The organism is Janthinobacterium sp. LM6 (assembly GCF_002002885.1).
Classification (GTDB): domain Bacteria; phylum Pseudomonadota; class Gammaproteobacteria; order Burkholderiales; family Burkholderiaceae_D; genus Janthinobacterium; species Janthinobacterium kumbetense.
In genome coordinates this window covers 495,111-511,297 of record NZ_CP019510.1, presented here as the reverse complement: position 1 = coordinate 511,297, position 16,187 = coordinate 495,111, and the positions used below count along the sequence as shown (strand labels likewise).

Annotated in this window: 12 protein-coding genes; 2 read left to right on the top strand and 10 right to left on the bottom strand. The window is 56.5% G+C overall.

Annotated features, from left to right (window positions below; all coding sequences use genetic code 11):
• Positions 1-65 precede the first annotated feature (65 nt).
• The 7 genes from vsr to BZG29_RS02170 all read right to left on the bottom strand — a co-directional run bounded on the left by vsr (position 66) and on the right by BZG29_RS02170 (position 9,969).
• Positions 66-449, bottom strand: coding sequence for a very short patch repair endonuclease (gene vsr / locus BZG29_RS02200; RefSeq protein WP_253192876.1), 384 nt, complete (start codon positions 447-449; stop codon positions 66-68).
• Positions 450-545: 96 nt separating this feature from the next.
• Positions 546-2,012, bottom strand: a complete 1,467-nt coding sequence (locus BZG29_RS02195) for a hypothetical protein (RefSeq protein WP_077398560.1) — start codon at positions 2,010-2,012, stop codon at positions 546-548.
• Positions 2,009-3,328 (bottom strand): AAA family ATPase, encoded by a 1,320-nt coding sequence (locus BZG29_RS02190; RefSeq protein WP_171984923.1) that lies wholly within the window; start codon positions 3,326-3,328, stop codon positions 2,009-2,011. Before BZG29_RS02190 ends, BZG29_RS02195 begins: the two co-directional genes overlap by 4 nt.
• A 47-nt stretch (positions 3,329-3,375) precedes the next feature.
• Positions 3,376-4,854 (bottom strand): AAA family ATPase, encoded by a 1,479-nt coding sequence (locus BZG29_RS02185; protein WP_171984922.1) that lies wholly within the window; start codon positions 4,852-4,854, stop codon positions 3,376-3,378.
• A 49-nt stretch (positions 4,855-4,903) separates the two neighbouring features.
• On the bottom strand, positions 4,904-6,064 hold the full coding sequence (gene dcm / locus BZG29_RS02180) for a DNA cytosine methyltransferase (protein WP_077398554.1): 1,161 nt from the start codon (positions 6,062-6,064) through the stop codon (positions 4,904-4,906).
• A gap of 5 nt (positions 6,065-6,069) precedes the next feature.
• Complete coding sequence (gene dcm / locus BZG29_RS02175) at positions 6,070-7,554, bottom strand: DNA (cytosine-5-)-methyltransferase (protein ID WP_171984921.1); 1,485 nt, start codon at positions 7,552-7,554, stop codon at positions 6,070-6,072.
• Positions 7,555-7,863: 309 nt separating this feature from the next.
• Positions 7,864-9,969 (bottom strand): replication endonuclease, encoded by a 2,106-nt coding sequence (locus tag BZG29_RS02170; protein ID WP_077398549.1) that lies wholly within the window; start codon positions 9,967-9,969, stop codon positions 7,864-7,866.
• A gap of 303 nt (positions 9,970-10,272) precedes the next feature.
• Between BZG29_RS02170 and BZG29_RS02165 the strand changes: the two genes are divergently transcribed.
• Positions 10,273-10,836 carry a hypothetical protein gene (locus BZG29_RS02165; protein ID WP_077398547.1) on the top strand — a complete coding sequence of 188 codons (564 nt, stop codon included), beginning with the start codon at positions 10,273-10,275 and terminating at the stop codon, positions 10,834-10,836.
• Between the two features lie 55 nt (positions 10,837-10,891).
• Here the strand turns inward: BZG29_RS02165 and BZG29_RS02160 are convergent, their stop codons facing one another.
• A complete protein-coding gene (locus BZG29_RS02160; protein WP_077398545.1) occupies positions 10,892-11,122 on the bottom strand; it encodes a hypothetical protein in 231 nt (76 codons plus the stop codon).
• A gap of 599 nt (positions 11,123-11,721) precedes the next feature.
• Between BZG29_RS02160 and BZG29_RS02155 the strand changes: the two genes are divergently transcribed.
• Entirely contained in the window at positions 11,722-12,369 is a 648-nt protein-coding gene (locus tag BZG29_RS02155) for a hypothetical protein (protein ID WP_150130788.1), read from the top strand.
• Positions 12,370-13,371: 1,002 nt separating this feature from the next.
• On the opposite strand, the gene BZG29_RS02145 is transcribed toward BZG29_RS02155, so the two are convergent.
• Together BZG29_RS02145 and BZG29_RS02140 are read right to left on the bottom strand one after the other, a co-directional pair.
• Complete coding sequence (locus BZG29_RS02145) at positions 13,372-14,286, bottom strand: hypothetical protein (protein ID WP_077398539.1); 915 nt, start codon at positions 14,284-14,286, stop codon at positions 13,372-13,374.
• Between the two features lie 726 nt (positions 14,287-15,012).
• Positions 15,013-16,113 carry a hypothetical protein gene (locus tag BZG29_RS02140; RefSeq protein WP_216350343.1) on the bottom strand — a complete coding sequence of 367 codons (1,101 nt, stop codon included), beginning with the start codon at positions 16,111-16,113 and terminating at the stop codon, positions 15,013-15,015.
• Between the last annotated feature and the right edge of the window lie 74 nt (positions 16,114-16,187).

The following is a 16,187-nucleotide window of genomic DNA, read 5'->3' as shown; positions in this document are numbered from 1 at the left end:
GCGATAGAAGGAAGTAATTCCCAGGAAATTTTCCCCAATTTGACCCAAGTTCTTCCTTATTTTTGCTAACGCTCGCTGCCCTCTGGAGCAAGGAAACTCTTGATTCTCAACGCAACGGCATCTGGCTGCTTAAGCTCGCACTGCCAAATAATGAGGCACTGCCATCCAAGCCCCTGTAGAGCTACGACGTTTCGCTGATCCCGCTCAACGTTCTTCTGGAGCTTAGGCAACCAAAATTCAGTGTTTGAGGACGGCGGCCTTCCAGCCCTGCAGCAATGTCGATGCCAAAAGCAACCGTGGACCAAGATGACCTTCCGGTGCCGAGGTAATACTATATCCGGGCTACTAGGGAGATTTTTCACATGGAGGCGATACCTGTACCCTAGCGAAAACACAATCCTGCGAACCACCATCTCCGGACCTGTGTTCCGTGTAGCTACACGCGACATCAAGTTGCTGCGCTTGGCTTTGCCGTAAATATCGACCATTTCTATGCCTTCAAGTAAAAGAATGGTGCGCTCAATTCGGTCCTCTCAGCCTAGAACCTAGCCATCGGTCGACCGCGTTCCAAGCGACACACCTGTTGCCAGGATGTTCAAGCGCTCCCAGATTTTCCCAATTTCCACCAAAGGTGGCGCGGTTACATTCCAAGCTACAATTCGGATAATTATCCGGAACGGCCCAAGTTGAATCTCGCGACCATAGTCCGGTATTGGTCTAGTGATCGGGTACACAAGCGCTGCGACGCATCCGTCACACAGGTGCCCATCCGCAAGTCGGCGCTGCAGTGCCTCAACCGCGTAAGCCGTCGCCTGGTACAGGTCTTCGGGGCGTAGCTTGATGGTTTTAGTCTCTTCCGCGCTCAACAAGTCTCCCAGGTCGACCGGACCTCGTTTAAATAGCAAGTTCTTCCACTTTGTGTCCACGACAATTGGCAAACGCCCTTGTGTGCCTTGGATCCAAACGTCCGGAATCATCTCGGTTGAACGAGCATGCTTGCCCTCTTCTACCGGAACAGCTGCGGAATAATGTATTTTCCAAGTCTCGTGGCGGCTTGCTTGGGGCTGGTGAGTCATTAACCCATTGAAAAATGCGCGCTCGTAGACATCGTTCATATCTATCGCAATTGACATTGCCTCGACTTCGCCCGGTCGTATTCCCAAGCGAACGCTGTCGATGACTTGACGAGCAAGTGACAAACTCTCTGCGTAGTGGCGCAGATTCGTAGGTAAACCGTTCATGTTCAGCAGCGGCGCCCGGGGCTTGGCTAGCATTACGCCTGCGAACTGCCGGTCCTTTTGCCGCAGCCGTTCAGCAATTCCCTTAGTCCGGGGCATTGATTGCGCTACAACGATTCCAACATGAATAGCCCATCGCAAGAGCCGATTGGCAGGGTTGTCAAACTCTAACGATGGGAACTCTGCGGGAAGGACGTTTGGCTTTCCTTTAGCAACATTACGTAACCAAGGTCCTGGAAGCAAGCGTCCGCGCACGCGGTTTTTCAGCTCTGCCCGAATACGTTCATGCGTGTTGCGAAGTCCCCCTTTCAAGAGCAGGCGCCGCAAACCCTCATCGAATGCGCCAAGAGTCCATTCTAAAAGCGCCTCTTCGATTGATGGAGATATATCGGCACCGCCTAGTTTCCAATTTGGAAGCATTTCAGCAAGCACAGCTAACTCTAGCATGCGTCCTGTACCTACTTTGGGGTGAACCCGCACGAACACCCTTTCACCAGCAGTGCTCGACGACGTCGCGAAGCCGACAATACTTGAGGACTGCACAACGAGAAGAGTTGCACCGCCTTTGTTCCGCTGAGCCTCAACCGCCAACATTCCGCTTCGGATCACATCACCTAGGAGGTCAAGGATGTCCTCAAAAACGGTATCGCCGCCCTGCTTAGGCAACACGCACGTTCTACTTTCGTGCTCACTGAACTCCAAGACAAATTGTGGAGCTGAATCGGAAACAACAAGCCCTATTTGTACTAATATTTCTGCAGCAAAGCTGATCATTGAGGGCTCGCGAGCATTCCCCGAATCGACGAAGTCAAAGCTAGCGCTGCTGCGCGTTGGCCGTCGAGGGCGTATTTCTCGTCGTTAAAAGAAACCGGACCGACGTCGCGCAACCCTTCCTTAACGTACTCAGAAAGTAACGGGAACACGTTATAGACCACTTTACGCGCCATTCGGGCCGGCCAACTCACAGAGGGCTCAGCGTCTTCCAGAAACGCCGCATGGCCGATTTGGAGGCGGGAGGGCAAGCCAAGATTACATTCGTCAAACAGTTTCCGAGCGACGGTCGCCTCCGCAGAGTCCGAACCATAATACTGGTCAACAATAGTGGGGCTCGCCGGTACTTCCAAAAAACGGAACCTGCGCCGTACTGCATAGTCAACCATGGCGATCGAGCGGTCGGCGGTATTCATCGTGCCGACAATCCAAAGATTCTCAGGAACAGAAACCGCCGGCGCAAGGCCCAAGCCTTGATATTGCAGCCGTACTTTCGCACCGCGGTGCCCGGGGTCAATGGCGAATACGAACTCGCCCAGGATTGCCGCAAGATTCCCCCGATTAATTTCGTCAAGAACTAAAATGACCGGTTTATCGGGACGCATCTCAGCAAGCTTGCAAAGGCGCGGTAGCAAACTATCTTCGGTCCTCAGATGCATTACCCCATCTTTAGTCCGTGGTACTACCTTGCGCACTAGATCGTCATAAGCATAGCCTGGGTGTAATTGCACGAACTCCCAGATGACAGGGGGCACCTGGCAGGCGCTCGCATCCTTCAAAAAGCTGTCGACATCACCGCCGGATTCCGCCACCAGGCGGCCGAAACGGCACTCTTCGGCAGTCATAGCCTCGGTCTCCGCCAATGAACGGATTAGCGCCAAGACCAAGCTTGACTTGCCGGTCCCAGGCGGCCCCTGCAACACGATGTTTGGCGTTTCCCTGAGGTTCGACAAGAGCATGTCTATGTCAAATGCTTCAGTCGGTCGCCGAGAGACTTGCGTAACCAATGGCCTGGGCACGGATTCGACCGGCACCTCTAGTGCCGCTGCAAGTAACTTTGCTGAAGAGCTATCGGGGTAGCCGAAAACTTTCACGCCTGGCAGTTCAGACCCCATCTCGGAAAGAACAATAATTGTATTCGGAAACGGTGGAGGCAGCGTCATGCGCCGGATGGCTCCTTCAAACGCTAAGTCTGGCGCGTCCTCCGCAAGAAACAGTCCGGCCGCTGTACGGGCCGCGGCCGGCGTACAGCTGCCTTCCCACAATGCATTTGCCTTGATTTGCGTGCCAGGACGCTGCTTCGTTGTCACCTTATTCATCGGTACGCCCGCCGCTCGCGCTACCGCCTCCTGAAGCTCGTCCTTCCTCATTGGGACTCCGTAAAAGGTTTAAGCCAAGTCAGCATTGCGGTTCGGACCGCTTCCGCCGGCGCCGCTAACAGGTCGATTGCTTCTTCGCCAATCGTGAGCCTAGATTGCATAATCTGCATTCCCTCTTCGCGGTACTCATCGAAAAGCGGTCTAATATCGTGGACAACTCTTGCGGTTATTTGTTGAGCCCACTCATCGTCTGTGAGCGCACTATGATTCCGAACAATGAAGTACGAGTGCCCAGGCTGCAAATCGCGATCAGCGACTGCGGCTGTGAACAGTTGAAAGAGCAAACTAACTCGCTGCGCCCGGTGCGCACTTGCCGAGTAAAAGGCAGCTAACGCGTTGACTGAGGGCGGCAGTCTGAGGAAGCGAAACCGCCTCCGCACTGCAAAATCGAGCATAGCTATCGAACGGTCAGCTGAATTCATAGTCGCGAGCAGGTACAGATTCTCCGGCACACTGAGCGTGTCCTTGCCGCCGGGGGGCGCCTCATATTGCAGTCGCACCTCCCGCCCGCGGTGAGCGGGGTCGATCGCAAATATCGTCTCGCCCAAAATTGCTGACAGATTCCCTCGATTTATCTCGTCGATAATCAACAACGTGGGTTTGCCCTTCCGCAACGAAGCAACTTGCGCCATTTGCGGAAGGATTCCGTCAACAGTCTGAAGGTCGAAGCCTTCCGCTTCGGGGTTAGTACGGAGCCCCCGTACAAATTCGTCATATCCGAAACCTGGATGTAGTTGAATAATTTCCCATACAACCGGCGCTGCACGTAGCTCCTCGATTCGGTCGCCAACTCCGCACCCATCGAGTAAGGTCTCAAGGCGAAAAGGTGTCGCGTCACCTCCGCCGAGGACGTCCGCGACTTGCTGCGCAAGCCGAGTCTTTCCAGTGCCTGGTGGGCCCTCCAAGACGACGTTTTTGGCTTCGTACAGGTGTTCGACAACCTCGGCAGCAGTGAGGTCACTTTCCGCTATTGGCGGCGGTAACGGTTCAGCGACCGCCTGCGCGGCAGCCGCCAACGATGCGGCCGCCACAGCCGGGTCGGGCACCTGCTCAACGTTGAGTGCAGATCCTAGTATGGCGCTAAGATTTGCGCCAATCTGGGAATGATCGAATTCGACTACAGAATGCACGTCCCAGTCGTCTTCGGCTCTGGATTCACCAATAACAATGCATTCGAAGCCGCTGTCAATTCTGGGGTTAAGCCGGCTCCGAACGGCCTGATGAACAAGATTTGGATTCGAAGTCTGGTCTATAAAGACAAGAATTTCGTTGTCTTGTGAAATGCTCTTGCCTTGCCAGATTTGATTGTTAAAGCCGGCAGCGGTTAGCTTAGCCACATAGACATGGGCCGACGACGGTAGACCGCCAAGCGTCTTAACGACCTGCAGCAATGATGCTTTCGAATCCCCGCCGCTACTCGGTTCTGCATAACCGTTCGCCGCCGCCCAAAAGGCGTCGCGTTGCATCTCAGCACTTTCAGATTGCACTACCTCTTCTGACATACCTATCCTTCGGTTAGCTCAACGACGAAGCCAATTTAGAGCGCTCTATATACGATGCCAAACTGGTAAGAAAACCGTCCGCGAACCGAATTGTAGTACTTTCAAGCGCTCGGCTGTAGAAACCTGACGCTGCACGTACTGATAAGGGCTTTAACGAATCAACGAGAAATTGTCCTAACTGTGGAGGTGGTGCTGTTATAGCCCACTTAGACACGTTCACGGCATATCGGCGCCCGGCTATGCCGTACGCGGCAACGAGCGGCAACCGCGCGGTTTCTGCGAGAGCATCTGTCAAGGCCTCCAAGCCTCGTGGAGCCATGATCTGCTTGCAAACCCACTCGACCATTGGGACGCATATTGTGTTGCCGACGAGCTTCCAACGGGCGCCTGCCTTGCTTGAACTGGCTGATGCCGGTTCCGTCCAGCCAGGGGTAAAGCCGAACATTCGCTCCGCGTCAGCGATCGAAGGCGTTCCAAATTCGCCGGTTGCCGGGTTCCAAATCGCCGGTGGCGACGGGATGCCAAGTGCGGAGCCGCCTTTAATGGTAGGAACGGCGTCCTTCACCCACCCCAAGCCGCGCTTCCCCTCGGTCCAATAGAAGCCATATACGCTCTGCGGACTTACGAGTCCCACGTGATCATCCACATTAGGTTCGACCCGACCGGCTGGGAATAGCACTTGCGATGCATCCTGAGTACGCGAGAGCAGAATCACTACCCGCTCGCGCCGTTGAGGCAAGCCAAAACATCTGGCATCTAGGACTCTGTATGCCCAGTTATAACCGAGAGCTTCGGCCTGTTCGATAATGTGGAGCATGGCGTTTCCGCCCTTAAGTTTTAGCATGTAGGAGACGTTCTCCAGCACTACCCATTCGGGCTTCTTTTCTGCTGCCGCTATCAGACGAAAGACATGGTCAATCAGGACCGAACGTGAGCCTTTTATGCCCGTTCTCCCGCCGGCTTGACTCAGATCCTGGCATGGAAATCCCGCTGTCACAACGTCCGCGTCATTCAACGACTCAATCGCTTCTACGTCACCATAAAGGGGCACATCTGGAAAACGCGCCGTGAGAACTGCACGTGCAACCTCATCGATTTCGCAGAGGCCAACACATTCGGCCCCATGTCGGGCAAACGCAAGCTCAAAACCGCCGATACCACTAAATAAGCCCATTACTTTCAAAGCAAAACTCCCTGAATTGCCGCACCGATGACGATTGTTTGACTGAGCTTCGGAGGAGCGGCATTACCAATAATCTGTTGCATTGCACGTCGTCCGGTATCTTCTGAAAAATGGAAAAAATCTGGGCCAAACTGAAGACGAAACGCCTCGTGAGGAGTCAATGTGCGCTTGAACAATGGATGAACAAACCGCCCTTGACCGGTTGAACCGAAACCACCTGTAATTGTCGGGGCCGGCTTATCCCACCACATGCGGCCGTAGACGGAAACATAGCTATGCGCTTTGTCGCGGTGACAAGGCGGTCGCTCCTTATTCGGCAGTTCATACAAATCGTGCTCAAACAGATACGAAATGCGCCGACAATTTTCTGCGGAGTGATTTGAGGAAGACCGATAAATCACCGACTCATCGTAGTCATCGTCTAGATCGCCAATCGCCCAAGACACGGGTCGAACATCGCAAGAATTAGCTGCGATGGCGCCAGCGATATCAACCGCACCTTTTTTCGAAGCGACCATTAAGTAGCGCTTCCGCTTCTGCGGCACGCCAATGTGAATCAGCTCTACGAGTGACGACGAAACATGATACCCGAGCGCCTCCAACCCCTCTTTCGTCCGGTTCACAACTGCCCCTTGGTCATGAACGACACCCGGAACATTTTCTACCAGGACAAATGCCGGCTGAAGCAATTCGGCAAGTCGCACGACCGAAAAATAAAGACTATTTTTCGGATCCTGCCTTCGGGTGTGGTTGTTCAGATCGCTGTGACCTTGGCACGGGGGGCCGGCCAACAGAACATCGACACTGCCGCCGACGGCCTCCAGGAAGCGCAACTCCTCAATCGTCTCTGCCTTCCCAACCTCGCCATTAATCACACTTGTGACATCATCCTGCATGGCGACTGACCCTGGAAAGTTATGCTTGAAGGTCCGAATTGCATCCGCGTTAAAATCCAGGCCAAATGCATGTACCGGGGTCATGCCGACGCTGCGCAACGCCTCGTCAACGCCCAACGAGAATATTCCGCCGCCACAGAATGCGTCGCCTACTCGGACTCGCCGTCCAAGCTCTGGCGCTTTCGGGGCGACCTTTAGGCGCAGCCAATCGTACTCATATTCGGCCGCCCCATAGCTTCCAGACTTCCAGTTAGAGGGGAGCGAGGTCGAGACTGTGCGGCCATCACTAAGTCGAATTGTTCGAACGCCCAAACCATCCTTCAACGAATACGAAATTGGACCTTGAGATGCCACTTCATGGCATACCTCCGTGGCATTGAGCGCGACAGATTCACAAGTCATGCCTCCATCCGACAGCGCTAAGACTTTCTCAATGTCTTCTATTCGAAATTGACGGTAGCCGTTGATCGGATGCCGTACTGACGGGAGGCGGCCCGCGGCCACCCAATTCCGCACTGTTTGTGCCGTAACGCCTAACATTTCTGCCGCTTTTTTTATCCGAACGTGTGCCACAACTCTGTCCATTTTCATCCTAAGTAACTAATAACCCTATTAAACCATCAAAAGTAGAAAAATCCAAGTACTTGGCAGGGCCCGACGTCGCCGCGGGCGAAGTATCTGGTCGCCTTGGATAACTAAGTAAAGTTTTCCGCGACGAAACCGAGCTACACGCTCGGCTTTTTCGCGTTTTTGGTTTTTAGGTGGAGATTTGCGCGATTTTTGCTCCAATCAGCGCCAATTTCATATGCGTTTCGCTCCTTTTCGACCGTTTTGACGATGACGGGGCAGTGCAAATATCCGGCATGCCGGATGGTGTTGTGCAACGGTTAGGAGTCAGGCTGGAATCGGTACGCCTATTTCCAATTTTGCCACTTTTTCAAGTCGGAGCGTTTCGGCCATGGCCCGTTCCTCCCGGCAACGCCGCTTGATGCCGACCTGCTCGCTGGCAAGCTGCTCAAGCAATTCGGCCCGCTCCATTACCTGCTTGGCTAGGCCCTTCGGCACCAGCATCCATTCTATCAAGTGCGTACGTACGCTCGTCAGCACCGTTGTGACGGTGCACTGCACCTGCGCGCTCTTGATCTCACCGGTGGCGCGCACGACGCGCTCCTTGACTACCTTCGCTTTCCGTTTCAACAATAGGGTGACGCCTATGGTGCGGGTAATGGTTTCCCCGTAGGCGTTCAGGGAGTCCTCGACCAGCCGGCCAATCGAGAAGCGGCGCCCGGTTTTGGCCTTGGCGTTGCGGCACGCATCGAGGCCCCCAAGGGCCTTGATGAAGCCGACAGCGTCGCCGCGCTGGCTAGCGCTCGCTTCGATGCGGCCTTCCTCCCCGCCGCCGCGGGCGAGCGCCCACAGCTTTTTCAAGAGCCGGTGCTTCGGGGCGACCGTCAGCCGGCGCAGCTCGTCCCAGGAGGTCAAGCACTTCGCGATGCCGAACAGCTGGCCCTGGTTGAGGCCCCAGACGCTGCGGTAGGCGTCGACGCGTTTCGCGTTGTCCTCGTGCCGCCGTTTCTTCTCGCGCGTGGCGTCGTCGTTGTCGGCCGGGAACAGGCCGGCTTGCTGATTCAGCGCATCGCCGGCATCGACCGTCTTCAGCAAATACTTCATCGCGTAGCTGGCGCCGGACGAGATGTCGCGGTTGATGCGCGACACCTCGACCTGGGCCCCCTCCTTTGGGTGCGTCAGCGCCCGCGAGGCGCCGCCGAGCAGAAGTTCTCGGTTGTCGAACATGACGTCGGCGCTCGTATTGGGCATACCCTTGCGGAACGGCGCCCGGATTTTCAGCTTGTTGGGGAAATACTTCATGATGGCGGCCAGAATCCGGTTTTCATGCTCGGGGCGGTACAGCAGCCAGATGTGCCAGTGCGGACAGGCATCCTTGTGTGGTTCGGCCACGCGTAATCCTGACAAGCGAATAGCGACGCGGTGCAGGTCGCGCAGAATCGCTTGCCAGCGGTGGCATAGCGAGCGGTGTGCTTCGCGCGGCGACGCCCCGTTCCAGCTAGCTTGCCCGTGCGACGGGTTTGGATGCCATTCTGGCTCCAGGGTCACCGTCACCATAGCCGACGCCAGGCTTGCTTCCTGGCCGAGGACGTCGACCGCCTTGACGAACGTGTAGAGCTTGGCGAAGCGCTCTTTTGGCCCCGGCGCGACCTGTTCCAAGGTGAGCGGTTCATAGGGATTTTCGCCTTCGGCGACCGGGAGGGGATAGCGCGGGATAAGCACGGTATCCCTCATCCACGCCGACTGACGCTTGAGCTGGGCTATGCGCACGGTGACGCACGCATCAGACGCGTAGGCCTCGCCACGCTTGCCGATTAGGTGCAGGCGCAGAAAGAAATGCTCTCTTGCGCGCAGGACGCGTACGCGCAGGGCCCGGCGCCAGTAACGTGCGTCGAACAGGCGCGCCAACTGCGCGGCCAGCGTCTTGCCTGGAATGGCGATGCCGAGTAATTTTTCGGCAAGTCGAAGCTTGAGCAGCGGCGGCATTTCCTCACGCGCCAGCTTCATAGCCAGCGCGCGGACATCCTCTTCGCTGTAATCGATGTACGCGGATATCTCGCCCGCAGCGGCGACCAAGCCGGCCTGGTACGTGGCCAGTCCACGAGCAATCGCGTTAAGGATATGGCCGTCGCGCACCCACGTCTCGTGCGGGATGTCGGCGAGGGTTCGGAATGGCGCCTCGTCGGGAAACAGCGGCGAGTACGCCAGGCCGAGCAGGCGCGTAGTTTCCGCGTCGAGCGCTTGTGCCAGCAGCGCTTCGACGCCCTGTTGCGACGGACGCAGTTTTCTTGGCAGCGAGGATGCCGAGCAGGTGTTGATCGCCGCAGGCAGTGGCAAGGTCCAGAAGGGCGCTTTAGGCACGGATGCCGACGCGGCGGCATCGGCGGGAAGAGGACGCGCGGGCGCGCCCGGTAGAGCATTCGGTTCGTTCATCACATTGCATCCAATTCGGGGGATGCAACGTGTAGCTACCGTCTATTCAAAAAGCATAGGTTTGAAAAATATTGTCGAGCGGCGGTTAAAAGCATGTCTTTTTAGAAAATGTCGCTATACACATAGATGCATGTCATTCGTCTCGTCGGGGGAGGAATGAAACACGCCCTCGCCTATTCCGGGGGGGGGGGGGCGTTTTTTATTGGGCCGTCAGCCGTGAAGGCCACGTGGCAAGCACCGTTTCCGTGAAGGTCGCTATACAGTGCAAGGCCCTCGTTTTGGCGGTCGTTTGAAAAGGACAACATGCACAATGCACAATTTTGCGGCGCCATCGGCCGCCTGATGTCGCCGCAAGAAGTTTACGCGGCGACCTTGAGCCGCTCGGACATCCCGAGCGATATCAAACATGAGTGGTTTTTATGCGGCGGCATCCCGGAAGCAATGTGGGATGCACTACGAGACGGGACGGGGGGCGTGGGATTTCGGCTCAGCGCGTTCACGGCGCCGGAAGATACCGGATATGTTTGTTTTACCGTTCAAATCCTCCATTCACAGGCGCGTTTCCTACTGCCGCTGGGAAGCGAACGGGTCGAATGGTTTCTGAAGGAGGCAAGTCTATGCGGTCTGCACCTGTCTGTCGCGCGCAACAACGGCGACAGTGCGATTGTCAGGAAATTCGGTGTCGCGCCCTCCGACGTCATCGCTGTGCTTGAACTCGCGCAACGATGCCGTGATTTGACGGGACAGGACCTGATAACCGATTTCGTGTTCGCGGTCGCCGCCATCGGCCGGACGGCGACGATTCCGAGTATTTTTGAGGGTGTTGCCGTTAGTGACGTGCAAGTGATTGTCGTTCCGCCACAGTAGAAACGGTTTGCCACCTTTGCAGCAAGCCATTCATTTTCCATTTTAATACTTTATTTCATGACCCGCTGATCTGGCGGGTCTTTTTCTGGGTGCTTGCGATGCGCTGGCGGGTGCGTCCAGCGCCGGCGGCGGACATCGCGACCAGGACCGCGCTCCACTTGTCCCGGGACTCTGGAGCCAGAGCCGCGGCGGTGCCCTTCGGCTGCCGCCGGTACCAGGCGACGAAGTCTCGCAGTTGCTGCCACAGGGTCACGGCGGCGACGCACTGGCCCTGGACTGTGTGCATGCTCTGCTGAAATGACAGCCAACTCGTCAACTACCGGCGATTCGGTTCGGTCAGCCGGGCCAGAAGTTCCTTGGGCGCCGAAGTGGCGTTCTTGGGCAGAGTGCCCCGCTGTTAGCTGCGGCCACGTTTGGTCAACGGGTCGTAGGTGGTCCGAAAAAGAGCGAAGGTGTTTGTCTGTTACGGATTTGCATGTGATGCTCCTGTAAAGGGCTTGGGGGTGGAAGTCGCCACCACTTGTAGGCACCACAGTTATGCCTCCGGTCGGGCCACACAAAAAGTTCGGGGCGTTCGATGGGCATTGCATCAAATATTTCCTGTGATAGACCCTGCCTTTGGTTCTGATCGCTGTCATACCATTGACGCTTGAAAAATAGTTCAAAATAATTTCGACTGCGATTTTCACGAGGAATTTGCTCATTTTTCTGGGTGAGTGCGGTCATAAATACGGCGTTTTTTGGCGTAAAACGTCAAAAAATGGCAGCGCATATAACCGCAGTTTATTTACTGGGCATGAGAAACAAATCGAAAACGTTTGATTTGCCTTCGATTACCCGTAACTATCCGCCAAGAGTTGCCGGGAACCTCTAAACCCGAAAGACATGATGAACTATTACGCACCGACACTATTGACGAAAATGACCCTGGACGAGGCGCACTGCATCGACGCCGAGCTGCAACCGAATTTGGGAGGTATTCTGGCATCCCACGGGTACAATACATTCACCGAGCCGGTAGTGGCGCAAATGCGTCAAACCGATTTGCCACAGTGGTTTCCGCAGGCGCAGATACAAGACGGCCCCGTGGTGATACTTTGCCTGCCAAATGCCATGACGAGGGATGTTCAGTCGCTGGCAACCAGCCCGCTTTTTCCAGTCAACGATATATCCAGCGACATCGGGGAAGAAATTACATCCGTTTTACTGGTCGGAGGTGCGCTTGAAATTCACATTAACGCAGACAAGATAAAGCAGAGTCGAGATACAGCGAACGTTGGCGGCTTGCATCTCATTCTCGTATGCGACAATCAGTTTTTAATCATCAAGCACTCGTTGAGTAGCGACTGGGACAGGAATATCGGTCACGCGATGATGATGGATGTATTTAATTACCGGCCCGATCAGCGACGGACTACGGCGGAAATCGGTGAAGTTGCAGAGGAAACGCCTGCGACGCACGTGCTGGACGGCGTGTCACGACAGGTCTGGTACCCCGAGGTGTTCTTCCGTAGCAGAGCCAAACTTTCATAAGTGGCAGGGCTGCGGTAAAGGCGCGGTTACAGTGCGAAAAAAGCCCCCGGTTCTCACCGGGGGCAGTTAATAAAACGCAGAAATTGGCCTGCCAGCCTCGCTCCGCTGCCTGTCCGAACCGCGAGGAGCCATCCCCGCTTCTCAATCGTGCGATCAGCACGACCCAGACAATCAATTGCTACTTGCATCACCTGCCACGGCGATGTGAAACCCACTTCGACTGCGCCACGCTTTCGCTACTCAGTTCGACAAACAGCCGGTCTGCCGCCCCTTTCAAACGCTACTTGCCTGGTCTCCCCCAGCTTCGGTTACTGCACGGTGCCACCCGTACCCGAGTCGCCGGTTCCCACGTTATGCGGCGGGGTCGGTGTTTAGCGCGCTGGCTCCATGCATCAAATTATCTGAGGTTTTCCCTCTCACCTGTCGGTTTTCGGCGGCCCAAGATTCCAAAACGGCTCGCTTACTGCTGATACATTTCATCGCCACCGGCTTGGCGGACCAACGGTCCGCTACGCGCATCACACTCCGAAAGCATCTTCAAGAGATGCCTTGTCTGCTTAAGCTATACAGCGAGGCTTGCGGCTTGCGCCACACGCGCCCGGGTGCGCCAGTTCTCCCTTGCACCCCTGACGTCTCTCAACGTCCTCAGCAGCCTACAACTCGTCACAGGTTGTACCGTCGCCGGCACCCCCTGGGCAGGATTGATTACCTGCACTCCCATCGCCAGGACCTCGGGGTATTTCCGCCCCGTATCCGTGTCCGTGTCGCCCGAACTTTTCTTCAATTCAATGAAGTTTGAATGGGGTCGAAGGAGGCATTGCAACCCCCAGCGCCCCGTTACAGCCGCACCAGCGCCATTACGCGCATGCAGCTATCGCAGTCTCTCCCCTTTTGGCAAAAGGGAGGGTGAGCCATCCGGCTCGTAGGTCTCGTGCAAGCGGGGGTGGCAGCCCCCGTTCACGATTCAGTGGCAGGCGCATCCACCCCGGTGTTGACAGCACACTAGGTCTGTCTCGTATAGCGACGCAGCCACAAGGACAGCGGTGCCCCACCGTCGGGCAGACGCTGAACGTATGGCATGCGCGGCACCACCATTGGCGGCTCTTCCGCGTTACGGCGGCGCCATTCGCCGGCGGCCAGCTGCATGAGCTTCTTGGACTGCGCACGGCAGCCGGCGAATCCGGGCGTGCGGGCCAGTTGCGCTACCTCTGCCGTGAGCAAAGCCAGGCGGCGACGCGCTGCGGTAATGAGCCGCAGACGCCAGCCTTGATAAGTGTCATCTTGCATGCGCCATGTCCAAGCCGCCTGTTCTTGCCCTGGGCGAGGCAGTTGCACCAGCTCATAGCCGGTCAGCACAATGCGCCCGGCCGTCGCCGTGGCATCGCGCAAGTGCTCCAGCTGGTGCGCAAGATGCTCGCCGGGCGTGACAAGCAATATCCAGTGCACGACCGCCGCATGCGGCGCGGCAGGCGTCACATACTGCGCGATGGGGGCGGCATACGGCGCCGGTTGCTGCGCATGCTGCCCGTCACTTGCCGCAGGCGGCGCTGGCTGGGCAGAATGCGGGGCGCGCGCCGCCGCATCTTTGGCCGGTTGCCGCGACTGCGGTGCCTCGGTCGCCGCGTGCGGAGCGGACTGCGCGGGATACGGCCTGTGCATCGCGGTATCTGGCGCCATTGGCGCCGCATACGGCGAATACAACAGCAGCACCGCGCAACCGTCGCCATTCGATTTGGCGTACGCGCGCTGATGGCGTGTCTGGTCGATGCCGTACAGGCGGACGAATTTTTTGCTGAGCGCGCGCAGCCGCTCGGGGCGCACTTCGCCGCTGGTCCAGTGCCGATAGCCAGCTCGGACGAAATCCGCTGCGCGCTGCATGAGGACGACTTTGCGGTCGAAAATAATGGGGTCGGTCATATGATGTCCATTGAAAAAGGTAACCCCGCTATAGGTGTTGAGCCGGCACAAACAAGGAGGTGCCGGCGGGCCGGGCGTCTTGTACGTATAGCGTTCGCGCGTTCCGCGCGAACATATAAAGATTCCGATTTGCGACAGCTTGAACCCAAACCGCTCGGATCATCCGTCCATGGGTAGCGCTTGGGCAACGACGTGACGCGAAAACGCGTGCTGGTTCGCCTACGCTTTTACGGAAGGTGCGCTAGCGTTCCCCGACCATCTAGACATACCATTGAGGACCATTATCACGAGTGAGGCGGGCGGTCAGCGTCACGAACAACGCATGTCGACCGAGATACTAGCGGATGGTGCGTCGGCTAACGCCTAAGGAGCTAGAGGCGTTGATTGGATTTCCACGCGGATTTACAGGGGTGCCAGGCATCTCGGCCCGACGCAGAGGCTATTTGATGGGTAATGCGCTAGTGAAAGGTATTGTCAGGCTCCTCGGTGCCGCGCTTACAGAAGCGCATTCCGAGGCCTTCCTCCCATTCAAAACGGCCGGACAGCGCTGAAGCTGCGTTGGGCATACATCACTGCGTTAGTGCGGTGGCCTTTGGTCACCGCACTTTCATTCGGCAACAGATTAGACAAGTTCAGCGGATCTCAAGCCCCTCAATGCCAGCAGATCTCACTGGTGGTCCGTCCAAGGCGAGGACTCGCGTGACGCTCAACCTGCTGGACTCCCGCTCATGCAGAAGCGTTAGCGCGATACTCTTTCCACGTGGCGTCAGGGTCGATGCCCCCAGCCAGCGCGTCCTTGATTTTTTGCCTTGCATTGTCTGAGAACTGGGGGAATTTACTCTGCCCGAACTCAAAGACGTGCATGCACTTATCATCCCCATCTATGCCCAGTTTCCAGCGCATCGCCTTCGCTTTCGGCTGCGTTAGGCCCGTATCTAGGGCAAGTGCTGACGCGCTGAGATGATACTTTTTTCGTAGGTCTATCTCACGGATAGCGGCAGCGGCGCCAGGATCGTCACCGCCAATAAAGCGTACCGGAGCCCCATCTTTTTTAGAGAAGTGAACCTTCAGCGTAACCCCTTCTCCGGTAAGCTGAGTCGACACCGTCGTCAGTCGTGGGAAGACTTCATCGATTGTCTCCGCGCCCCTGATAGCTCGCTCGATGCGTCCGATATCCTTCTGACTCACCTGCACTTCATCGGCAACCATTGCCTCCATTGCAAGCAGTGATCGAATGCGAGCTTGGGCCTCATCACGATGCCGTTTACCCGGAGCCAACAAGTCCTTAATCAGCTTGAACTCTTTGTCGACCAAGAAGAGAAAATCACCTGGGGGCGTCGTCGAAACAGGAAGAACACGGGAAGGAATCTGGCTATGAAGGTCGGTGCCAAGTTCTCGCTGCATGTACGCGTCAAATGCGGTCACCAAGGCCTTGGTATGCATGTACAGCAGGTCCTCAGAGACGAAGATGAACCAGTGCTGACTCGCGTCTCGCAGCGAATCCACCGCGCGCATAATGCCCGCTTCGCCGGCGCCCAGCCCGGCGGATTGGGTACATAGCCGAATACATTTCTCAAAGCCGATGGACATCCCGGTATCCTTGTCGAACACCTTAACACCTCGTTGGACCAGAATGCCCTTTAACAGCATTTCACAAGCATGCTGAAGATGCAGGAGCGTGGTGCAGATTCTTCCCTCTTCCTCAAACGAATTAAACGCCGCCATGGCAATTTTGAGTGATGCGATGGCCTTGGTCTGGAGAGTACGCGTGTCTCGTAGAAGCTTCATGCTTGAGCCTTGATGAGGGAACATGAATAGAATATACATGCTTCTCAACAAGAACGGCAGTGATCGGACCACTCTCTACCATGTGCCGAACACGTGGTGCCGACCGCAAATCC